This window comes from Neobacillus jeddahensis, assembly GCF_000612625.1.
In the GTDB taxonomy this organism is placed as follows: domain Bacteria; phylum Bacillota; class Bacilli; order Bacillales; family Cytobacillaceae; genus Neobacillus; species Neobacillus jeddahensis.
Genome location: NZ_CCAS010000065.1, coordinates 1 through 21,532 on the forward strand (window position 1 = coordinate 1; position 21,532 = coordinate 21,532).

Consider the following 21,532-nt stretch of genomic DNA (forward strand, 5'->3'; position numbering starts at 1 on the left):
GTTGCCAGGCTGTTTAATCTTATCTTAATACTTTTTATTGTCGCGGGGTGGAGCAACGAGCGTTGCTACAAAGAATTACCTGCGAGTTGTACCGACTGAGCTGCTACTTGAGTAAGCTTTCTGAAGTCGGGACAGTCCTTAGTAACTAAGGGCATGGTTTAATTTTATATTTCTTATTGTCGCGGGGTGGAGCAGTCTGGTAGCTCGTCGGGCTCATAACCCGAAGGTCGTAGGTTCAAATCCTGCCCCCGCAATTTGGTCCGGTAGTTCAGTTGGTTAGAATGCCTGCCTGTCACGCAGGAGGTCGCGGGTTCGAGTCCCGTCCGGACCGCCATTTATACGTATAAAATTGGTCGAAACAAGGTTTCGTCTTTTTTTATGTCCTTAAAAGCTGACTTAATGCGAATCAATAAAGTCATTCATATTGAAAATGAATCCTTAGGAAAGATCCTAAGGTTTTTTTTGCACATAAATAAGGGTAAAATGTAAATATAGGATAGTTATGTTAAAGTAAAGGTGATTACATGAATCAATTTGAACGAATTTCAACGAATTCCGAGGAAACGGGTCAATTCGCTGCAGGATTGGCTGAACTGTTACACCCTGGTGATATTATTGCACTTGAAGGTGATCTTGGTGCTGGTAAAACAACATTTACAAAAGGTTTGGCAAAAGGTCTTGAAATAAAGAAAAACGTGAATAGCCCAACGTTTACCATTATTAAAGAATATAAAGGCAGGCTGCCCTTATATCATATGGACGTTTATCGCGTCGCAGACTCCTATGAGGATTTAGGCTTTGATGAATACTTTAATGGTGACGGAGTCACAGTAGTAGAATGGGCTCATCTAATAGATGAGCAACTTCCGGAAGAAAGATTAACCATATTTTTATATCGCCTAGAAGAGGATCGTAGAAAAATGGTCTTCGTTCCAACAGGAAATAGATATGAGGAATTATGTAAGGAGATTTTTAAATGACTATATTGGCGATTGATACTTCTAACCATCCATTAGGAGTAGCGCTTTTAGATGATAACCAAGTACTTGGCGAGTTTATGACAAACTTAAAAAAGAACCACTCTGTTCGTATCATGCCAGCCATTCAAACTTTGATGAAGGATTGCGAACGACTTCCTGCTGATTTAACAAAAATTGTGGTGGCAAAGGGTCCAGGTTCTTATACTGGGGTTCGAATTGGGGTAACGATTGCAAAAACATTAGCATGGTCGTTAAACATTCCACTTGTAGGGATATCAAGCTTAGAAGTTTTGGCTGCTGGCATTGGACGATACTTTGATGGCTATGTGGCACCGTTAGTCGATGCACGAAGGGGCCAGATATACACAGCCCTCTATCAAGGAGAAAATGGGAAACTGACAGCTGTGGTTGAAGATCAGTTAGTCATGGTTGATGAATGGGCGTTAAGAATAGCAGCGATGGGCAAGCCTATTTTATTTGTCGGTAATGATGTACCTATTCATCGGGCTATTCTTGAAAAAACGTTAGGCACTCAAGCCACGTTTGCTAGCATTACAGAATACAATCCTCGTCCTGCAGAGCTTGCATTATTGGGTAAGGAGAAAATGGGGGAAGACATTCATTCCTTTGTGCCGAATTATATACGTTTAGCAGAAGCAGAAGCGAAATGGTTGGAGGCAAAAGGAAAAATTTTAAACGGATAGGGATAGAGACAAATGGGAGATTCTTTGAGTTTTCGTTTTATGAAGGAAGAGGATATTGACCAAGTTTTAGCGGTTGAACACGCTTCTTTTACAACACCATGGAGTCGTGAGGCATTTTATAATGAATTACACCACAATAAATTTGCTGTCTATATCGTTTTAGAGGAAGGCGAACAAATAATTGGCTATTGTGGGACTTGGGTTGTGATTGATGAAGCACATGTTACAAATGTAGCCATCTTGCCAGGCTATAGAGGAAAGAAACTTGGGGAGGCGTTAATGAATAAGTTAATGTCTGTTGTCCGAGAGATGGGGGCAAGAACGATGACGCTAGAAGTACGTGTTACGAATCATATTGCGCAATCCCTTTATCGGAAATTTGGTTTTCAAAATGGTGGAATCCGCAAAAATTATTATTCCGATAATCAGGAAGATGCATTAATCATGTGGGTGAACTTATGAAGAAAGAGCTATTGATATTAGGAATTGAAACAAGTTGCGATGAAACGGCAGTAGCCATTATTAAAAATGGTCGTGAAATGGCCGCGAATGTGGTTGCCTCGCAAATCGAAAGTCATAAACGCTTTGGGGGAGTAGTCCCTGAAATTGCTTCTCGTCATCATGTTGAACAAATCACAATCGTGATAGAGGAAGCGCTACAACAGGCGAATCTTACTATGGCAGAGATTGATGCCATCGCCGTAACAGAAGGGCCAGGCTTGGTAGGAGCACTATTAATTGGAGTGAATGCAGCGAAAGCACTTGCCTTTGCTCATAATAAGCCGCTTGTGCCTGTTCATCATATTGCTGGGCATATTTATGCCAATAGGTTAATTACCGAGCTCAAATTTCCACTTCTAGCCCTTGTGGTATCTGGTGGACATACGGAGCTTGTCTATATGAAGGAACATGGTCATTTTGAAGTTATTGGAGAAACAAGGGATGATGCTGCAGGTGAAGCCTATGATAAAGTGGCAAGAACTCTACATATGCCATATCCAGGCGGACCGCATATTGACCGGTTAGCTCAGGAAGGTAATCCGACGATTCCTTTACCGCGTGCCTGGTTAGAGGAAGGTTCCTATGATTTTAGTTTTAGTGGATTAAAATCAGCCGTTATTAATGCGGTTCACAATGCTGAACAGCGTGGAGAGTCTATTGCCCCTGAAGATTTAGCTGCAAGCTTTCAAGCAAGTGTAATTGAAGTGTTGGTCAAAAAGACGGAGAAAGCTGTTGCGGCATATGGGGTTGAACAGATCCTGATCGCGGGTGGGGTGGCTGCAAATAAGGGATTAAGACAGGCGCTCGAACACGCCTTTTCTAAGAATCCAGGAATTGAATTAGTCATTCCTCCATTATCGTTATGCACAGATAATGCCGCTATGATTGCTGCTGCAGGCAGTGTGATGTTTGAAAAAGGAATCAGAGCAGGTCTTGACCTTAATGCGATTCCTGGACTAGACATCGAATTATATAATGGTTAACTATAAGCTCGCATGTGGAACTCTTCCTAATTCAGGAAGAGTTTTTTTATTTGAGGAAAAAACAACTAATTAAACGATTGATTAGTTAGATGATGGGTTATTAAAGTTGTCCTTTTTAGAGTACAACGAGTTAATCAAACGATTGATTAGAGTAGGGTGGAGTCTTTTGAAATGGGGATTTGATGGTTTATCAAGAGAGAACAATAAACTAATTAAATGATTGATTAGTTAAGTTATCTTAATTAATTGGGGATAATTAATCAAACGATTGATTAATTGAAAGAAATAACCTATTTTGTGGATAAATATTTATTTCAAAAGAGTTAATTTTAAGAAAAATGTGGATAAGTACGTGTGTTCTTGTTGATAATGTGGATAAGTATTGTGTTTATTGTGGATAATGTGGAAAAGCATAAAAACTATTTGCGATTTAGCCATCGGGGATGTGAATAAGTTTGTGGAAAAGGGAATGTTAAAAAAAATTTATCGATTGAATTAACAACTTATGAACATGCTGATTTAATTTTATTACTTGAAGGAATTGTATGATACCTGTGAATTAGGTAAAACGGCTAAATGACAACATGAAGTAAGAAAAACCGGGCGATGCCCGGTTTGATCTCTTACTCAGCCAGTTCTGCCCACTCGTCCATTAATTGTTCAAGCTCAGCCTTGGCTTTTTCATTTTTGATGTTAATTTCCAATACCTTTTCGTGATCCTGAAAAACCGCCGGATCACATAATTGCTGGTCATACGCCTCGATTTGCGCTTCCAGTTCTTCAATCCGTAATTCAATTTCTTCTAACTTTCTTTTACGTTGCCGTTCGAGCTTCTTACTTTCCTTATCCTGTTGATAACTGTTTTTCTCCAATGCTTCCTTTGCAGCTGTGCTATTAGCAGAAGCCATTAGCGCGAGTGCCGCAAGCTCTTCCTGCTCGAGCTTTTTTTCGACATAATAATCATAATCACCGAGGAATTCTGTGCTGCCAAGACGACTAAGCTCTAAGACCTTTGTAGCGATTCGATTGATAAAATAACGATCATGGGAGACGAACAAGATCGTACCCGGATAATCTATAAGAGCATTTTCAAGCACTTCCTTGCTATCCAGGTCTAGATGGTTCGTCGGCTCGTCCAAAATGAGTACATTGGCTTTTTCCAGCATCAGCTTTGCGAGGGCAAGGCGTGCTTTTTCCCCACCACTTAGGGTGGAAACAATCTTCAGGACGTCATCACCTGAAAATAAGAAATTGCCTAATACCGTTCTAATTTCTTTTTCATTTTTTAACGGATAGTCATCCCAGAGTTCGTTTAATACTCGCTTATTGGAGGTTAATTCCGCCTGCTCCTGGTCATAATAGCCAATCGATAGGTTTGTTCCATACTGAATGGTTCCAGCCAGTGCGGGGAGCTTTTTAATAATGGTTTTAAGCAGGGTCGACTTTCCGATCCCATTTGGTCCAACGAGGGCAATACTCTCGCCTTTATAAGCCCGGAAGCTGATCGCTTCAGATACTTTTGCCCCTTGATACCCCACTGCTAATGAATCAACCGTTAAGACGTCATTCCCGCTCTGCTTGTCTATTTCAAACGAGAATGTGGCTGACTTTTCATCACCAAGTGGTCGATCCATGATCTCCATCTTCTCTAGCTTCTTCCGCCGACTTTGTGCCCGTTTCGTTGTCGAGGCACGGGCAAGATTCTTTTGAATAAAGTCTTGGAGATTAGCGACTTCTTGCTGTTGTTTTTCAAAAAGCTTCAGATCGCGCTCATAATTAGCAGTCTTTTGTTCAAGATAGGCACTATAGTTACCTGTAAATCGTTGGATTTGCTTCCGTGAAACCTCGTACACCTGTGTGACGACTTTATCTAAAAAATAGCGGTCATGGGAAACGATTAAAATTGCCCCAACATAGCTTTGTAAATATTGTTCAAGCCAGGAAAGGGTATCGATATCTAAATGGTTTGTCGGTTCGTCCAAGATTAGAATATCTGGTTTTGTCAGCAATAATTTTCCAAGGGCAAGCCGCGTTTTTTGTCCGCCGCTTAAACTGGAAATCATTAAGGAATTGTCTTGAAAATTTAACCCATGCAGGACAGAACGAATATCAGCTTCGTATTGATAGCCACCCTGTTCCTTAAACTTCACCTGGAGCTGATCATACTCTTTTAATATTTTTTCGTATTTCCCTGTGTCCGTGAACACACTAGAATCAGACATTTGTTCTTCTAGCTTCCGGATTGATTGCTCCATGGCCCGAAGCGGGGCAAAAACGGTCAGCATTTCCTCCCATATCGACAAATGGGACTCTAAACCGGTATTTTGTGCTAAATAGCCAATGGACACTTCCTTCGGCTTGATAATCTCTCCGCCATCATGGGATAATTGGCCGGCGATAATCTTTAATAATGTTGATTTGCCTGCACCGTTACGGCCAACGAGGGCGACGCGGTCACGAGTTTGTAATTCTAGCTTTATATTCGATAAAATAAGGTCAGCGCCATAATATTTTTGTAGTTGATTTACTTGCAATAAAATCATATCTATTCACCTCTATTACACAAAAGATGGCAGTATCCGCCTCTTTTCTATATAAATAGTGTACCGTATAACCGGAGTGTCGGCAATAAAGCGTGATTGTCAGGGGCTGTGATGCCCTTATGAAGAAAAAATGTGGGCTTTCGTTCAAAGTTTCACACATAAAAGGAAAAATAGTGTATTATTTTTGGGTAGGAGGATTTATTTATGGCAGAATTTACTCACTTTAATGAAGAAGGCAGAGCAAAAATGGTGGATGTCAGTGACAAACCAGAAACAGCACGTACAGCTCTTGCTCACTCTAGCATAACGGTTAATAAAGAAATTTTTGAAAAAATAACCAATCATAAAATGAAAAAAGGCGATGTCTTAGCGGTTGCGCAGGTTGCGGCGGTCATGGCAGCGAAAAAGACATGGGATCTTATTCCGATGTGTCACCCGATTCCCTTAACAGGGGTAAATGTTTCTTTTACGTGGGAAAAGAGTGACGATGAGACGTATCAATTACAGATTGCTGCATCAGTGAAAACGAAGGGAAATACAGGTGTAGAAATGGAAGCGCTCACAGCTGCCTCGGCATGTGCCTTAACCGTTTACGATATGTGTAAGGCAGTGGATAAAAGTATGGTCATTGGACCGACCTATTTAGTGGAGAAAACGGGCGGGAAAAATGGCGATTTTAAACGAACAAAACAAGTTAAATAATTTGTTAACTAAACCATTCATGGGGTGTGGGAGATTATGAGTAATGAAACGATGAAGATACCACAGGCGACAGCCAAACGGTTGCCCCTCTATTATCGATTTTTAAAAAACCTGCATACTTCTGGAAAGCAAAGGGTATCATCAGCAGAACTAAGTGAAGCTGTGAAGGTTGATTCTGCAACGATTCGCAGGGATTTTTCCTATTTCGGTGCCCTAGGGAAAAAGGGCTATGGCTATAACGTCAATTATCTATTAACCTTCTTCCGGAAAACGCTCGATCAGGATGAATTAACAAAGGTGGCGTTAATTGGGGTTGGTAACCTTGGGACTGCTTTTTTAAATTATAATTTTTTAAAAAATAACAATACAAAAATATCCTGTGCCTTCGATGTGGACCCGGCTAAAATGGGAACGATGATTCGGGAGGTCCCCGTTTATCATATGGATGAATTGGAGAAGGTGATAACGGAAGAGGCAATTTCTGTTGCGATTTTGACCGTGCCCGCCCCAGTGGCCCAGATGATTACCGACCGCTTGGTGAATGCCAATGTGGGAGGAATCTTAAACTTTACCCCTGCACGGTTAAATGTCCCAGCCTCGATAAGGGTGCATCACATTGATCTAGCAGTCGAGCTGCAGTCACTAGTTTATTTTTTAAAGCACTATCCAACGGAAGATATAGAAGAGTAAGGCTTTATGGACTTTTCACAGAAATGTGGAAGGTCTTTTTTTTATATTGAAAAGCCACTTATTTACAACGTAACAGTGTTATGTTACATTATTACTAGAAAGGGGTTTTACACATGAGCGAGGAGTTAATATCTAAAAAGGATTTACTTGATATGGCAAGGATATCGTACGGGCAGCTATATCGTTGGAAGCGGAAAGATTTGATTCCTGAGGAATGGTTCATTCGGAAATCAACGTTTACCGGACAGGAAACCTTTTTTCCGAAAGAAAAGATCTTAGAAAGAATTAATAAAATCCAGTCCATGAAGGAAAATTTATCCTTGGATGAGCTGGCGGATATGTTTTCGCCGAATTTGACAGATTTACAGCTGAGTAGGGTGGAATTAATAAAACGTAACATTGTTTCAGAACAAGTGATGAATATGTATATAGAACAAGATCAAGGAAGCGATCTATTTACTTTATCTAGAATCCTGGAGGTTTATGTATTAGAAAAACTTCTGCAATCAGGAGAGATTAATTTGGATGAAGGAAAAATGTTACTTCAAGTGCTTAAGGATCAAGGGGCGCAGATTAAGCAAAAGAACTGTGAGCTAGTGATTACACGAAAGTTGGGGGTTTCCTCTTGTCTAGTTGTGATCAATACGGAAGGTCTTTATTTTGAGCGCGGGACAAAGGTGGTCACAACCGTATCGTTGATGACCTGTATGGAGGAAATTAAATCGAAATTAGTATAAAGGAGAATGACAATGGAATCGAAAAATAGAGGAGACCTAGTGATCAACGGCTTAGGGTCATCCAACGGTGGACAATTTAACCTTGTGTCATTAAATGGACGGGGCACGATTAATAATGATATAGACTGCAATGTTCTTGATAGTAATGGCACAGGCTTTCTTAAAGGGAACGTTAAGGCTACGAAAGCGAAGGTTAATGGAACTGCCCGCTTTGAAGGTTCAATAGAGGCGGAAAAGCTACAAGTCGAAGGAACCGCGAAAATTGAGGGAAATCTATTTGTAAAGCAGCTAAAGGTTTCTGGGAAAACTGCTGTGGGTGGCAAGGTAAAGAGTGAGGAAATTAGGCTCCGTGGGATTTTCTCGGTGGGAGAAGATTGTGAAGTAGAACGTTTTAAAGGAAAATACCGCTTTACGATTGGCGGTCTGTTAAATGCGGACCAAGTTGATGTTGAGATTTACGGGGATTGTAGAGCCAAGGAAATTGGCGGCCAGACGATTACCGTCAAACAGCATACAGGGTCGTTCATTGGTACGTTGTTTAAACCATTCTATAAGACACAACTAGAGGTGGATTTGATAGAAGGGGACAAAATTTATTTAGAAAACACATCCGCAAAGGTCGTTCGCGGTAACCAAGTGCGAATCGGTGCGAACTGTCAGATTGGTATTGTCGAATATTCAGAGGAATTTTCACAGGATAAGCATGCTGTTATTGATGATGTGAGACAGGTTTAAGGGGAGGGATCAACGTGACGAATGCTAAAAAGCTAATTATTAATGGCTCGGGAAGTTATCCCGGTGGGGAATATGATAAAATCAGCATCCGCGGAGAAGGAACGATTGTAAATGATGTGACCTGTTCTACGTATCATGTGTACGGAACGTGTGAAGTGATGGAGAATATCAGTGCAGATTCAGTCAAAATTATGGGTGAGGCTGAATTTAAAGGGAATGTGGAAGCGAACAAAACCTTAGTGATGGGAACGATGATGATTGACCATCAAGCCAAATTGAAGCAGATGAAGATCTTAGGGATGCTGGAAGTCGGTGAGCGCCTTAGTGGTGATACTGCATCGATCAAAGGGAGTATCGCCGTGAATGGAGACGTGGAATACGAGACGTTTGATTCAAGCGGCGGCTTTGAAATCAAAGGATTATTAACCGCTGATACGGTGAAAATTCTCTTGAGCTTTGGGAATAGTACGGCAGATGAAATTGGCGGCAGTAAGATTACTGTGAAGAGAGGGGCTTGGCTGATTCCTTTTACGAACATTTCCCTTTCTAAAAAGGAAGGGTTCCTGACGGCAAAGGTCATTGAAGGGGATGACATTTATTTAGAAAATACAACGGCTAATGTAGTACGAGGAAATCGTGTGAAAATTGGAAGAGGCTGTCAGATTGGTTTGGTGGAGTATACAGATGTGTTCACGCAGGATACATCTTCGACCGTCAAGACAAATACAAAGCGCTAAAGGAGAAATGGTATGGGAGCGAAGGAAGGAAAATTAGGTCTAGTTGTGACAGGGTTATTATTGGGGATTTTAATGGCATCGATGGATAATACCATTGTCGTGACCGCGATGGGGACCATTGTCGGTGATCTGGGCGGCCTCGAGAGCTTTGTTTGGGTCGTGTCAGCATATATGGTAGCGGAGATGGCGGGGATGCCGATTTTCGGAAAACTATCGGATATGTATGGGCGGAAGCGGTTCTTTATGTTTGGTTTGATATTATTTATGGTCGGCTCGGCCTTGTGTGGCACCGCTGAAACGATTACGCAATTAAGCATCTACCGGGCCATTCAAGGTATCGGCGGCGGGGCACTTGTGCCGATTGCGTTTACCATTATGTTTGATTTATTCCCACCAGAAAAACGGGGAAAAATGGGTGGCATGTTTGGTGCGGTCTTTGGGTTATCAAGTATTTTTGGTCCATTGCTTGGAGCATATATTACCGATCACATTAGCTGGCATTGGATTTTCTATATCAATTTGCCGCTTGGGATCTTATCGCTCGTTTTTATTACCATCGCCTACAAAGAATCACCTGTTCACCAAAAGCAGTCGATTGACTGGTGGGGTGCGTTGACCTTGATTGGTGCGGTTGTTTGTTTAATGTTTGCCCTGGAGCTGGGCGGTCAGAAGTATGATTGGGATTCTAGCGTGATTATTAGTTTGCTTACCGGATTTGCGGTACTCTTCCTCCTCTTTTTATTTGTTGAGACAAAGGCGAAGGATCCCATCATCTCGTTTTCGATGTTCAAGAATCGCTTGTTTGCAGGGAGTACCCTTGTCGGCTTGTTTTACGGGGCAGCCTTTATGGCAGCAACCGTGTATATCCCCATTTTCGTGCAGGGCGTTTACGGCGGTAGTGCCACCAATTCCGGGCTGATTTTATTACCGATGATGGTGGGCTCTGTAGTGACCGCACAGGTTGGTGGCTTTTTAACGACAAAACTGAGCTATCGAAACATTATGTTTTTGTCAGGAGTTATTTTGATTGTTGGCTTTATCTTACTTAGTACGATTACACCAGAGACTTCTAGAGCGGTCTTGACGATCTATATGGTGGTGATTGGGCTTGGGGTTGGTTTCTCGTTTTCCGTGTTAAGTATGGCGGCTATTCATCCGTTTGGCATGGAGCAAAGGGGATCGGCAACCTCGACAAGTAACTTTATCCGCTCACTAGGTATGACGATTGGAATTACCGTATTTGGATCGATTCAACGGAACGATTTCACGGAAGGACTTGAAAAGGCATTTGCCGGTATAGGAGGAATTCCAAAGGGGCAATCGTTTGGGGATTCCCGGTCTTTATTGTCGGAGGAGGCAAGGAATCAAATTCCAGCGCAGATTCTAGACAAAATAACTGATGTCCTATCAAGCTCAATCGTCCACACCTTTACATGGGGTCTCGTACCGGCGGGGCTAGCCTTCTTGTTTATCTTTATCCTCGGCAAAGAGCGCATGGTGATGAATAATGGTGAAGTGTCAAAAAAGGTAAGTGGTTGATAAAATGGTGAAAGTGGTTGATAAATTTATAAAAGTGGTCGATAAAAGTTCAAAGCGGTTGATAAATCCTCAAAAGTGGTCGATAAAAGAGCCAGGCTTATAAAAAAGTACTTTTGAGGTATATGAAAAGGGATCCCTGAACTTCAGTAGTAGGGATCCCTTTTGTTATTTTTTTAATTGTTTCTTAAATTTAACATGAAAAATCATCATTTTTATTCCTGAGCCAAAGTCGAATGTGGCTAGTAGGATGAGTAGGTAGCTGAAAAAGCCCCAGCCATCTGATTGCACATGATCAATGGCAAAGTAGGTAAATAGTGCGCCTAGCAAGAAGTAAATCAATCCGGAAAACAAGGGTGAACGTCTCATAGAAATCCTCCGATAAAGTTTTGAATGGCCTCAGCCTCACGCTGTAATTTTTCCAGATCATCTTTATAAACCAATTGAACCAAGACAACCAGGGTGTTCATACTGACATGGGCGAAAATCGGCACAAGAATACGCTTAGTCTTAACATAGAGAAAGGCGAAGGTAAAGCCCATCGCTGAATACAGTAAGATATGGGACGGTTCCATATGGGCCAAGGCAAAAACCACCGAGCTAATGAGTGCCGAGATAAAGAAATTAAATCGTTTATAAAGGGATCCAAAAATAATTTTCCGGAAGACAATTTCTTCTAAAATCGGACCGATAATGCTGGTCACAAGCACCGCTAATGGTAGTGTATCGATGATGTGGAGAATATTTTCCGTGTTCTCCGAGCCCATTTCAACCCCTAGCATCGTCTCAATCATGGCAGCAGCAATCTGCGCAAAGTAGGCTAAAAAGATACCCAAAAAGGCCCAGAGCACAGAATTTCCAAGGGGACTCCCGTGAGCGTCTAAACTGCGCTTGTTGGACATTTCCTTTCGTAACAAATAAAGAATGATGAGTAAGGCGATTGAAAAACTTGCAATTAGCCAAATCGGAACGGCAAGGCTCTGGTTAATTCCTAAAGATTCAAAGCTGACAATCAATAAGGGAAGTCCGACGAGACTAGAAAGCTGCATAACAATATAAACAATGATGATGATCCAATATTCCTTTTTCAAATGCAAATCTCCTTTAAGTACCATCTATATACGTGGACGAGTACAAGCTAATTTTCAATCTAACGTACGTAACATTATTATTCATTTTACTCTTAAAACGGCAACGGTATCAATTTAGATGAACTTTTTTAAAAATTGCTTGCTGATTTCAACTCCAATCAATACCAGTCTTTTACTCTCTTATATAAAGTAGGTATAGAATATCCACTATTTCACATACTTTATAAGGTTGTAAAAAGGTAAATTCTTTGTAAAAAATGTAACTTCATACTTGCAAAAGATTTACAGATTCATTATTATAATAATTGTGTTAGCACTCATTAATAGAGAGTGCTAATAAAACAAAATTACATACATTTTTGAGGAGGTTGTTTGATTTGTTAAGACCATTAGGTGATCGCATTATCATTGAGCTTGTTGAATCAGAAGAAAAAACTGCAAGCGGTATCGTATTACCGGATTCAGCGAAAGAAAAGCCTCAGGAAGGAAAAGTTGTTGCCGTTGGTACTGGCCGCGTACTTGAAAGCGGAGAACGTGTAGCACTTGATGTTGCTGTAGGTGATCGTATTATCTTCTCAAAATACGGTGGTACTGAAGTGAAATACCAAGGTGTAGAATATTTAATCTTACGCGAAACAGATATTCTCGCAATTGTAGGCGAGTAAGCATAAACAGGCTCTGGCGCCAAAGCTGGAGCTAAACAGAAAATTAATCTCAAATGATCATAAACTTAAAAATATACGAGGAGGTTTTTTTACAATGGCTAAAGAAATTATGTTTAGTGAAGATGCACGTCGTGCAATGTTACGCGGTGTTGATGCTCTTGCAAATGCTGTAAAAGTTACTCTTGGACCAAAAGGACGCAACGTGGTACTTGAGAAAAAATTTGGTTCACCACTTATCACAAATGACGGTGTAACGATTGCAAAAGAAATCGAATTAGAAGATGCATTCGAAAACATGGGTGCGAAACTTGTTGCTGAAGTAGCAAGTAAAACAAATGATGTTGCCGGTGACGGTACAACAACTGCAACCGTTCTTGCTCAAGCGATGATTCGCGAAGGCTTAAAGAACGTAACAGCTGGTGCAAACCCAATGGGTATCCGCAAAGGTATCGAAAAAGCTGTAGCCGTAGCTGTTCAAGAATTAAAAGCGATCTCTAAGCAAATTGAAGGCAAAGAATCTATTTCTCAAGTTGCTGCTATTTCTTCTGATGATAAAGAAGTAGGTCAATTAATCGCTGAAGCTATGGAACGCGTTGGCAACGACGGCGTTATCACAATCGAAGAATCTAAAGGCTTCACAACTGAATTGGATGTAGTAGAAGGTATGCAATTCGACCGCGGTTATACTTCAGCATACATGGTAACCAATACAGACAAAATGGAAGCTGTTTTAGAAAATCCATATATCTTAATCACTGACAAAAAGATTTCTAGCATTCAAGAAATCCTTCCTGTCCTTGAGCAAGTGGTACAACAAAGCAAGCCATTATTGTTGATTGCTGAAGATATCGAAGGTGAAGCACTTTCTACTTTAGTTCTTAACAAGCTTCGTGGAACATTCAATGCCGTAGCGGTTAAAGCTCCTGGCTTTGGTGACCGCCGTAAAGCAATGCTTGAAGATATCGCTGCTTTAACTGGTGCAGAAGTGATCACTGAAGAACTTGGCCGTGAATTAAAAACTACTACAATCACATCTTTAGGACGCGCTTCTAAAGTCGTTGTAACAAAAGAAAATACAACAATCGTTGAAGGTGCTGGCGCAACTGCAGACATCGAAGCTCGTGTAAACCAAATCCGTGTTCAATTAGAAGAAACTACTTCTGAATTTGACCGTGAAAAATTACAAGAGCGCTTAGCGAAATTAGCTGGCGGTGTAGCGGTAATCAAAGTTGGTGCTGCAACTGAAACAGAATTAAAAGAGCGCAAGCTTCGCATTGAAGATGCATTAAACGCAACTCGTGCTGCTGTTGAAGAAGGTATTGTATCCGGTGGTGGGGTAGCCCTTCTAAACGTATACAGCAAGGTTGCTGAGCTTCAAGAAGAAGGCGACATCGCAACTGGTATCAACATCGTTCTACGTGCAATGGAAGAGCCAGTTCGTACGATTGCGCACAATGCTGGTCTTGAAGGATCTGTCATCGTAGACCGCTTAAAACGTGAAGAAGTTGGCACAGGCTTCAACGCTGCTTCTGGCGAATGGGTAAACATGATCGAAGCTGGTATCGTTGACCCAACTAAGGTGACTCGTTCTGCACTTCAAAACGCTGCATCTGTAGCGGCTATGTTCTTAACAACTGAAGCAGTAGTGGCTGACAAGCCAGAACCAGCTGGTGCAGGCATGGCTATGCCTGACATGGGCGGTATGGGTGGAATGGGCGGCATGATGTAATAAGGATTTTAAACCCTGTTATATCAACGTTTTAAAGGGAAAGCAAACAAACTTGTCCTAGAGTTTGTTTGTCCACATTGTTCGACAAAAGAAAACCCAAACTAATTAAGAAGACCTCTCATCAGTTTGCTAAACTGTTGTGAGGCCTTTTCTTCAATATTGGTGTCGTATGGGGATATTTAAAATTTCCATTGTCATATGATAATAGGGCTTTTTCTGGGACAAGAAGAATTCCGACCTGACTGCCTGTCAATGAACTCAAAAATTTAAGGGTTAATATGAATACCGTCATTCCTATTCTTTCTCATTTGATGAAAAATAGGCCAGGAAAAATGCAAAAAAGCCAAGGAGTTCAGTTCCCCCTAGCTATGGTTAATTATTATATCGACCTATGAAGGTTGGCCAAGTATCTTTAAACAAGGATCTACGCTACTTTAATAATTCTAGTTGATAAAGTGGTACCCTTAGAATAGAAATTATTCACAAAATCTCCATCTAGCGTAGCCAAGTAATTATAATTATTCTCTTGAGCGATTGCCAAATGGAAAGAGTCTGTAATATCCAGTTGAAATTGTTGCATAAAAATTTTGGCAGCGTGATATGAAATATCTGCTGTTGAGTCCAAAATTTCTACTGTTTCAAAACCCAATTCATCTGTCATCGATTGAACAAATTTCTCAAAGGTATTAACCGCAGCCCGATAAAAAAAATCTAATTTATTTCGATTACCTTCATCTTTTTTTGCTAATTTAATCAAATCCATTACATTTACACTAACATTGCTATTTTTGTTGTAAAAACTCATGATTTCCTCACGTTTTGCCAAGCTGTATAAAAATTTAGCCCCATTTAAATCTAGTAATTTCATTTTCTGTTCAGAGGTTAAATTATTGAAACCATCTCTTGTCTGATTAATAAGCTTATTGTTCTGGTGATAGACCTCTAAGGCTCCAAGAACTTTCATTTGAAAAATTCGATTGATAACTTCTGCTACAGTATGATTACTCAATCCTAAAATGGCCCCTGGATAATCCGACCACACGTCTAGCACTCTTGCAACTTCAGGCCTACGGTTATCATCAAGGTCTAAATATGCCAAAATAAAACAAGCATCTAAATAAATAGATGCTCCAGAGAAATCCTCCTGATCAATTTCTTCCCCACCAAGAATAAAGTCCATACTTATCTCCCTTGTTTGTGTAGGTCCGACAATGTGCGACCAAATGCCCCATGAACACCGATAGAATTTGAAATCTCAAGAGCACTCCGTTTTTTCTTTTGATTTTTTACAACATTTCCTCTAACTGTTTTATTTGGGGCTTCTTTTGTTAGTGGAATTGTAACCATTTTTACCACCTCATCATTATTAGTGAATTTATTTGTATCGTACTCTCTATTTCTATGCTCGTCCATAATTTTCCTCCTCTACTGGAAAATTTTATTTGTCTATCCCCTTTATTTCCCTTTTTAAACCTATGAGAAACCTTTCCGAAACATGATAATATCAACCATTCTTTCCGAACTTCCCCACATTTATAAGTAAAAAGAAAGGTAATGTCTGTGCTTTCCCAATAGATGTTCTAGATATTTTCATTAAATCCGCTTGGCAGGTTTTACGGTACATGCATCAGCACAAAATGACCAAACTGATTTGATCATCCTGACATTTGGATAGATTCAAAATGATACGTAGAGATATTCTTGTTGACCCAAGCAATACCATAGATTTCTTCATTAGGGTACTTCAAAGATAACTTCAAAGAAAAAGATAATATGTCCTCTTCCATTTCGAATTCCATCAAGTAAAAATATTTTTTAAGAACCTGTCCTTTTTCTGATTTTATTACTATATAGAAGGTGAAGGGACTTAAACCAATCGGTGGGTTACTCGTGTCCTACGACCGAGTCAGGTCCTTTTTTTTAAATCCATTAAGGGAGAGGTTCAGATGAGTAGGTTATTAATAAATGAAAGTCCGGTCATGATTATTCCTAGTTTGGCAGCGAAGATTGGTTTAAATGAGGCGGTGGTATTGCAGCAAATTCATTATTGGCTTGGGATCAGCAAGCATAATATGGAGGGGAGAACCTGGGTTTATAACACCTATGAAGAGTGGCAGAAGCAGCTGCCATTTTGGTCCGTAAGTACGATTAAGCGGACGATTCGCTCCTTAGAGATGCTAGGGTTACTTCTTTCTGAAAATTGGAATCAGATGAAAATGGACAAGACAAAATGGTACAGCATTGACTATGAAAAATTGCAGGAATTTGAAGATAGCCTAGGTGCTTCTAAAGAGGAAATAGCACTTGAGGAAAATTCAGAGAAAACGAAGGAATCCGTAGTCCATTTTTCTGTGAAAAAGGTGATTCCATATGGTGAGATTATTGGGTATTTGAATGAGAAGACAGGAAAGAAATTCAAATTAAGTTCTATTAAAACGAGGGAATTGATTCAATCAAGATATGGAGAAGGGTTTACGCTTAAGGATTTTAATAGAGTCGTCGATTTGAAGTCCGCTGATTGGCAAACTGATCCTGCTTGGAATAAGTTCTTGCGGCTGGAGACATTGTTTGGGACGAAATTTGAATCTTATCTCAATCAGCAGGAAGGGAAGAAGAGACTGACGGAGGGGGATTTTAACCTTGATGACTAAGAAAGAGATTTATAAGTTGATGGACTTTATACAAGCCTATTATGAAAAGTTTCAGTTTGATCAACATAAGCTGGATGCTTGGCATATGATCCTGCAAAAATATTCATATAATAAAGTACATGAGAATCTATTGAAATTTGTACAAGATTCACCGCATCCTCCAAAGATTAGTGATTTAGTTCAGAAATCTACAGGGGGACGCGATATCCCTTGTGATTTTATACTCGATGTAACCAAAGGGGAAAAAGAAGGGTAGAGAGTATGCTGGTCCCTGTCACCCCCCCTGGAAATAAATTGAAGTAGCATTTGGGGAGTTCCAATAAGGTTAATAGAAATAGATAAAAATCATAGCATAATGAAGTTAGAGATTGATATAATGGTGCAAAATGGGAATTTTTCTGTTGTTGTGTGTAACGGAGGGCCAGACTCACCGAACTGCCTGTTCACGGAGAGACAAAGATTGTTACGCACCAAGGGTAAGTGAAAAGGGTTAAGTTCGATGAGGGGGAAGAGTTTTGAAAGAAGTAATTTTAAATGAATATGACCAAAAGAAAATAATATACTTGGAATACGAGAAAAAATTAAGAGATTTACTATTTTCCTTGATTAAGGAAAACGGGATTACTATTCATGGTATTGAATCAAGGGTAAAAGACAGGAATAGTTTATCTAAGAAAATTGATAGTAAAGAAGATAAATATACGGGTTTAGATAAAATTACTGATATTCTGGGTCTAAGAGTGATAACCTATTTTGAAGATGATGTTGATACAATTGCTACTATTGTTAAAACTCAGTTTCATGTAGACGAAAATAACTCATGTGATAAAAGGAATAAAAATTTCGACTCTTTTGGGTACTCATCACTCCATTATATTATTAAATTAACAGAGCCAAGAGCATCCCTACCTGAGTATTCAAGGTTTAATGGGATTAATTTTGAAATTCAAATAAGATCTATTTTGCAACATGCATGGGCAGAAATTGAACATGATATTGGATATAAGAGTGCAATTGAAATTCCTGTTGATATGAGAAGAAAGTTCTCTAGGATAGCAGGTTTATTGGAATTAGCAGATAGCGAATTCATAAGAATAAAAGAAGAAATAAAAAAGTATACAATTGAAGTGAAAGAACAAATTAAATCCCAAAATTTAAATTTATTTATAGATAATATATCATTAAAGGAATTTCTGCAGGAAGATAAAATCGTTTATGAAATTGAGCAACATTTTATGATGATAACGAAGGCAATTACTGTTGAATATACAGACGAAAGATATATTGCAAAAAGAATTAATCAACTAAGTTTCTTTGGGATTGATACTATCGAAAAATTGAAGGATTCCTTAGAATCAAGAAAAGAAATGATTAAAACTCTTGGAGAAAAGTGGTTGTCAATGCATGAGAAACGATGGGAATCGGTCACGAGTGGAATTTCCATTTTTTATTTATGTTTTGTATTAGCTTGTGAAAAAGAAGATTTACAGTATGTCCAAGAATATTTCAATTTTGGAAAACTTTCAAAAAACCCAAAATTACCCAAAATGTTATTTGATCTTTATAATAAAATTGTATGAACTTTAATTGTATAAACAAACGAACACGCTAACATTTTGCTAACGCAATTCGATAAAAAACGGTAAATCGACGTTAAAGATGTTACAACCAGTAATATCCAGAACATTGATTTACCGCCCTTTTTGCACCTCTCGTTAACGATATTACACACTCTAAACTCACGGGCGGTATGATGTAATAGCTGCTCAGCCCCTTGGTATATAAGCATTTTCAAGTAATTTGCTAATAAAATGCTAACATAATAATTATTAAGAGAGGTTTATCAAGTGTTACTAAATTTTTGATAAACCTCATTTTATCTTATTAGATGAAGGCTTTTCTTCTACTGCCATGAATTCTTGTCGTATTACAATAGATATAGTGTTTCCCCCATTCTAGTTAGTGTTGCTAAATGATGAAACAGAAAGTAAAGAACCTTAGATTAAATAGGCTATTATTATTTAATTCTGTCTAATTTCAATTAAACACAACTATGCAAAAGTTTTTCATCAATTTAGACGTTAATGTTGTTAAGACAATGACATTCTCGTAATGTTTATTTTCATTGATTAATACTGTTAAATAAGTGCTTTCTTGGCTAAACTAGTGGTAAAAGATTGGAGTAGCCTTATGGATATTCAAGAACAGCTCAATCAAGCTTTAAAGGAGATTGATAGACTAAAAAATGAAAATATACAATTAAAAAAGGATCTCTATAAAGCACAAAGTCCTTATACATCTCACAGTCGAACAACTAATATAACGAAAACAGCGAATGGTTTTACTCCTAAAGAAAAAGCTGCAATTTCACTATTTATGAACCTTTTTCGGGGAAGAACTGATGTTTTTGCTCAAAGGTGGGAATCGAGTACTACAGGTAAATCTGGTTATTCACCTGTATGTGAAAACGAGTGGGATAAAGAACTTTGTCGAAAACCTAAAATTAAATGTCAGGATTGCTCTCATCGATTATTTTCTACCTTAACTCCCCAAGTTATTTACGAACATTTAAGTGGTATAAAAACTGTAGGAATATATCCATTACTTGAAGATAATACGTGTAATTTTCTAGCTGTGGACTTTGATAAAAAACAATGGCAAGATGATGTACGTGCATTTATTGAAACTTGTAAAAACTTAGGGGTATCCTATCACATTGAACGTTCCCGCTCAGGAGAAGGGGCTCATATTTGGTTCTTTTTTGAAAAGGCAATAAGTGCTTCGTTAGCTAGAAAATTTGGGGATATTCTATTATCGAAAACAAGTGAAAAACGCTTTGAAGTTGGAATGGATTCCTTTGATAGAATGTTCCCTAACCAAGATCTATTACCTAAAGGTGGTTTTGGCAATTTAATAGCTCTCCCCTTACAGAAACAAGCAAAAATGAAAGGGAATAGTGTCTTTGTAAATGATTCATTTCAGGAATTCGCGAATCAATGGCAATATTTATCGTCGATAAAAAAGATATCTGAAAAATATATTTTACAAATAGTAACAAACTTCTCAGAGGAAGGAAATCCTATTAAGGTAAAAGAGAAAGTTGAGAATATTAACTTGCCAAAAGAAGTTACAATCGAATTAAATCAGGGTATTCAAATACCTAAGATTTTATTACCTAGTAAGATACTAAATGAATTACAAAAACTTGCGATATTTGGAAATCCAGAGTTTTTCAAAGCGCAAGCAATGCGTTATTCCACTCATCGAATTCCTAGAATGATTGATTGTACACAGATAAATGACAAAATGCTCATATTACCAAGAGGTTTAATACAAGAAGTGGAGGATATTTTCTTCAAATATAAAATATTTCTTAAAATACAAAATAATCAATATGTAGGAAAATCCATTGATGCTAAATTTTATGGACAACTTACTATCCAACAAGAGGATGCTGTTACTTCTATGGTTAATTATGACAATGGAGTATTAGCAGCAGACACTGGTTTTGGGAAAACAGTGACAGCTGCAGCATTAGTTAGTAGAAATGAAACGAATACACTCATAATTGTGCATCGAACACAATTAGTTGAACAATGGAAAGAAAGATTATCAACTTTTTTAAATATCCCACTAAAAGAAATTGGTCAAATTGGGGGTGGGAAAAATAAACCAACCTACAATATAGATATATCTACGATTCAATCGCTCAATCATAATGGTTTAATAAAATCAGAGTTACATCATTACGGGCAAATTATTGTTGATGAATGTCATCACATTTCTGCCGTCAGCTTTGAAAAGGTATTAAGCGCAGTACGAGCAAAAAAAGTGTATGGTTTAACAGCGACCCCAGTTAGGAAAGATGGGTTGCACCCAATAATATTTATGCAATGTGGACCTATAAGATATAAAACGAATAATAAACAGCAAGCCAATATTCGACCGTTTAAACAAACCCTTGTTAAAAAAGAAACATTAATGAAAACGAATGAAACTGATATACAAGCTATATATTCTTTGATATCTACTAATAAAGAACGAAACGATATGATTTTTAATGACGTTCTACAAGCACTAGATGAAAGACGATCTCCTATAGTGTTAACGGAGCGTTTAGAACATGTAAATGAGCTATATAAGCTTTTCAAGGGATTTGCTAAAAATATTATTATCCTATCAGGAGCTATGAAGAAGAAAGAACGGCAACAAGCGCTAGAAAAGTTAATTAAATTACCTGATAGCGAGGAGAGATTGTTAATTGCGACAGGAAAATATGTTGGAGAAGGGTTTGATGATTCTAGATTAGATACACTCTTTCTAACAATGCCAATCTCTTGGAAAGGGACATTGCAACAGTATGTAGGACGGCTACACCGTTATCATAGTGATAAAAATGAAGTAAAAGTGTTTGATTATGTAGATTCAAACGTTGATGTTTTACAGAAAATGTTTGAAAAGAGATTAAAGGGATATAAAAATATTGGTTATAGTCTAAATGGTGAAAACAAAGAGATAAGCCAACAAATTCAATTATTCTAGTAGTTT

21 protein-coding genes and 2 tRNA genes are annotated in these 21,532 nt (G+C 38.7%); 18 read left to right on the forward strand and 5 right to left on the reverse strand.

Features of this window, described 5'->3' with window-relative positions:
• Positions 1-180: 180 nt before the first annotated feature.
• From TY15_RS19620 to tsaD, 6 genes are all read left to right on the forward strand, one after another.
• Positions 181-254: transfer RNA gene (locus TY15_RS19620), tRNA-Met, on the forward strand.
• 3 nt (positions 255-257) lie between these two features.
• Positions 258-334: transfer RNA gene (locus TY15_RS19625), tRNA-Asp, on the forward strand.
• A gap of 190 nt (positions 335-524) precedes the next feature.
• The gene (gene tsaE, locus TY15_RS19630) at positions 525-980 is read left to right on the forward strand and encodes a tRNA (adenosine(37)-N6)-threonylcarbamoyltransferase complex ATPase subunit type 1 TsaE (RefSeq protein ID WP_040205628.1); all 456 of its coding nucleotides are present in this window, start codon (positions 525-527) and stop codon (positions 978-980) included.
• Positions 977-1,684: a tRNA (adenosine(37)-N6)-threonylcarbamoyltransferase complex dimerization subunit type 1 TsaB gene (gene tsaB, locus TY15_RS19635; RefSeq protein ID WP_040205627.1), complete on the forward strand. Its 708-nt coding sequence runs from the start codon at positions 977-979 to the stop codon at positions 1,682-1,684. Before tsaE ends, tsaB begins: the two co-directional genes overlap by 4 nt.
• A gap of 12 nt (positions 1,685-1,696) precedes the next feature.
• A complete protein-coding gene (rimI, locus tag TY15_RS19640; RefSeq protein WP_040205626.1) occupies positions 1,697-2,146 on the forward strand; it encodes a ribosomal protein S18-alanine N-acetyltransferase in 450 nt (149 codons plus the stop codon).
• Entirely contained in the window at positions 2,143-3,168 is a 1,026-nt protein-coding gene (gene tsaD / locus TY15_RS19645) for a tRNA (adenosine(37)-N6)-threonylcarbamoyltransferase complex transferase subunit TsaD (protein ID WP_040205624.1), read from the forward strand. Before rimI ends, tsaD begins: the two co-directional genes overlap by 4 nt.
• Before the next feature lie 623 nt (positions 3,169-3,791).
• On the opposite strand, the gene TY15_RS19650 is transcribed toward tsaD, so the two are convergent.
• Entirely contained in the window at positions 3,792-5,711 is a 1,920-nt protein-coding gene (locus TY15_RS19650) for an ABC-F family ATP-binding cassette domain-containing protein (protein WP_040205623.1), read from the reverse strand.
• 204 nt (positions 5,712-5,915) lie between these two features.
• On the opposite strand from TY15_RS19650, the gene moaC reads away from it, so the two are divergent.
• From moaC to TY15_RS19680, 6 genes are all read left to right on the forward strand, one after another.
• Positions 5,916-6,413, forward strand: coding sequence for a cyclic pyranopterin monophosphate synthase MoaC (moaC, locus tag TY15_RS19655; RefSeq protein WP_040205621.1), 498 nt, complete (start codon positions 5,916-5,918; stop codon positions 6,411-6,413).
• A gap of 36 nt (positions 6,414-6,449) precedes the next feature.
• Positions 6,450-7,103 (forward strand): redox-sensing transcriptional repressor Rex, encoded by a 654-nt coding sequence (locus TY15_RS19660; RefSeq protein ID WP_040205620.1) that lies wholly within the window; start codon positions 6,450-6,452, stop codon positions 7,101-7,103.
• A gap of 113 nt (positions 7,104-7,216) precedes the next feature.
• Complete coding sequence (locus TY15_RS19665; RefSeq protein ID WP_040205618.1) at positions 7,217-7,840, forward strand: YhbD family protein; 624 nt, start codon at positions 7,217-7,219, stop codon at positions 7,838-7,840.
• A gap of 12 nt (positions 7,841-7,852) precedes the next feature.
• Positions 7,853-8,575, forward strand: a complete 723-nt coding sequence (locus TY15_RS19670) for a polymer-forming cytoskeletal protein (RefSeq protein ID WP_040205617.1) — start codon at positions 7,853-7,855, stop codon at positions 8,573-8,575.
• Between the two features lie 14 nt (positions 8,576-8,589).
• Positions 8,590-9,312, forward strand: a complete 723-nt coding sequence (locus TY15_RS19675) for a hypothetical protein (protein ID WP_040205616.1) — start codon at positions 8,590-8,592, stop codon at positions 9,310-9,312.
• A gap of 12 nt (positions 9,313-9,324) precedes the next feature.
• Positions 9,325-10,851 (forward strand): MDR family MFS transporter, encoded by a 1,527-nt coding sequence (locus tag TY15_RS19680; RefSeq protein WP_040205615.1) that lies wholly within the window; start codon positions 9,325-9,327, stop codon positions 10,849-10,851.
• Positions 10,852-11,016: 165 nt separating this feature from the next.
• Here the strand turns inward: TY15_RS19680 and TY15_RS19685 are convergent, their stop codons facing one another.
• Both TY15_RS19685 and TY15_RS19690 read right to left on the reverse strand, forming a co-directional pair.
• The gene (locus TY15_RS19685) at positions 11,017-11,217 is read right to left on the reverse strand and encodes a YdiK family protein (protein ID WP_040205614.1); all 201 of its coding nucleotides are present in this window, start codon (positions 11,215-11,217) and stop codon (positions 11,017-11,019) included.
• Entirely contained in the window at positions 11,214-11,939 is a 726-nt protein-coding gene (locus TY15_RS19690; protein ID WP_040205612.1) for a CPBP family intramembrane glutamic endopeptidase, read from the reverse strand. Before TY15_RS19690 ends, TY15_RS19685 begins: the two co-directional genes overlap by 4 nt.
• A 377-nt stretch (positions 11,940-12,316) precedes the next feature.
• Here TY15_RS19690 and groES point away from each other — a divergent pair, with 377 nt between their 5' ends.
• Both groES and groL read left to right on the forward strand, forming a co-directional pair.
• Positions 12,317-12,604: a co-chaperone GroES gene (gene groES / locus TY15_RS19695; RefSeq protein WP_040205611.1), complete on the forward strand. Its 288-nt coding sequence runs from the start codon at positions 12,317-12,319 to the stop codon at positions 12,602-12,604.
• 94 nt (positions 12,605-12,698) lie between these two features.
• On the forward strand, positions 12,699-14,333 hold the full coding sequence (gene groL / locus TY15_RS19700) for a chaperonin GroEL (protein WP_040205610.1): 1,635 nt from the start codon (positions 12,699-12,701) through the stop codon (positions 14,331-14,333).
• 424 nt (positions 14,334-14,757) lie between these two features.
• Here the strand turns inward: groL and TY15_RS19705 are convergent, their stop codons facing one another.
• A complete protein-coding gene (locus TY15_RS19705) occupies positions 14,758-15,513 on the reverse strand; it encodes a type II toxin-antitoxin system VapC family toxin (protein WP_040205608.1) in 756 nt (251 codons plus the stop codon).
• Between the two features lie 2 nt (positions 15,514-15,515).
• A complete protein-coding gene (locus tag TY15_RS19710) occupies positions 15,516-15,746 on the reverse strand; it encodes a hypothetical protein (protein WP_040205607.1) in 231 nt (76 codons plus the stop codon).
• Positions 15,747-16,279: 533 nt separating this feature from the next.
• Between TY15_RS19710 and TY15_RS19715 the strand changes: the two genes are divergently transcribed.
• The 4 genes from TY15_RS19715 (at position 16,280) to TY15_RS19730 (ending at position 21,526) form a co-directional block, all read left to right on the forward strand.
• Complete coding sequence (locus TY15_RS19715; protein WP_040205606.1) at positions 16,280-16,984, forward strand: conserved phage C-terminal domain-containing protein; 705 nt, start codon at positions 16,280-16,282, stop codon at positions 16,982-16,984.
• On the forward strand, positions 16,974-17,240 hold the full coding sequence (locus TY15_RS19720; protein WP_052353845.1) for a replicative helicase loader/inhibitor: 267 nt from the start codon (positions 16,974-16,976) through the stop codon (positions 17,238-17,240). The genes TY15_RS19715 and TY15_RS19720 overlap by 11 nt, the downstream gene beginning before the upstream one ends.
• Before the next feature lie 259 nt (positions 17,241-17,499).
• Positions 17,500-18,564: a GTP pyrophosphokinase gene (locus tag TY15_RS19725; protein WP_052353846.1), complete on the forward strand. Its 1,065-nt coding sequence runs from the start codon at positions 17,500-17,502 to the stop codon at positions 18,562-18,564.
• A gap of 610 nt (positions 18,565-19,174) precedes the next feature.
• Entirely contained in the window at positions 19,175-21,526 is a 2,352-nt protein-coding gene (locus TY15_RS19730; protein ID WP_040205604.1) for a TOTE conflict system archaeo-eukaryotic primase domain-containing protein, read from the forward strand.
• The last annotated feature ends 6 nt before the right edge of the window (positions 21,527-21,532 follow it).

Coding starts and splice junctions, on each gene's coding strand:
- TY15_RS19730 (WP_040205604.1), top strand. CDS start 19,175: ATGGATATTCAAGAACAGCTCAATCAAGCTTTAAAGGAGATTGATAGA.
- tsaB (WP_040205627.1), top strand. CDS start 977: ATGACTATATTGGCGATTGATACTTCTAACCATCCATTAGGAGTAGCG.
- TY15_RS19685 (WP_040205614.1), bottom strand. CDS start 11,217: ATGAGACGTTCACCCTTGTTTTCCGGATTGATTTACTTCTTGCTAGGC.
- rimI (WP_040205626.1), top strand. CDS start 1,697: ATGGGAGATTCTTTGAGTTTTCGTTTTATGAAGGAAGAGGATATTGAC.
- TY15_RS19660 (WP_040205620.1), top strand. CDS start 6,450: ATGAGTAATGAAACGATGAAGATACCACAGGCGACAGCCAAACGGTTG.
- TY15_RS19705 (WP_040205608.1), bottom strand. CDS start 15,513: ATGGACTTTATTCTTGGTGGGGAAGAAATTGATCAGGAGGATTTCTCT.
- tsaE (WP_040205628.1), top strand. CDS start 525: ATGAATCAATTTGAACGAATTTCAACGAATTCCGAGGAAACGGGTCAA.
- TY15_RS19650 (WP_040205623.1), bottom strand. CDS start 5,711: ATGATTTTATTGCAAGTAAATCAACTACAAAAATATTATGGCGCTGAC.
- TY15_RS19665 (WP_040205618.1), top strand. CDS start 7,217: ATGAGCGAGGAGTTAATATCTAAAAAGGATTTACTTGATATGGCAAGG.
- TY15_RS19670 (WP_040205617.1), top strand. CDS start 7,853: ATGGAATCGAAAAATAGAGGAGACCTAGTGATCAACGGCTTAGGGTCA.
- TY15_RS19680 (WP_040205615.1), top strand. CDS start 9,325: ATGGGAGCGAAGGAAGGAAAATTAGGTCTAGTTGTGACAGGGTTATTA.
- TY15_RS19710 (WP_040205607.1), bottom strand. CDS start 15,746: ATGGACGAGCATAGAAATAGAGAGTACGATACAAATAAATTCACTAAT.
- groL (WP_040205610.1), top strand. CDS start 12,699: ATGGCTAAAGAAATTATGTTTAGTGAAGATGCACGTCGTGCAATGTTA.
- tsaD (WP_040205624.1), top strand. CDS start 2,143: ATGAAGAAAGAGCTATTGATATTAGGAATTGAAACAAGTTGCGATGAA.
- moaC (WP_040205621.1), top strand. CDS start 5,916: ATGGCAGAATTTACTCACTTTAATGAAGAAGGCAGAGCAAAAATGGTG.
- TY15_RS19715 (WP_040205606.1), top strand. CDS start 16,280: ATGAGTAGGTTATTAATAAATGAAAGTCCGGTCATGATTATTCCTAGT.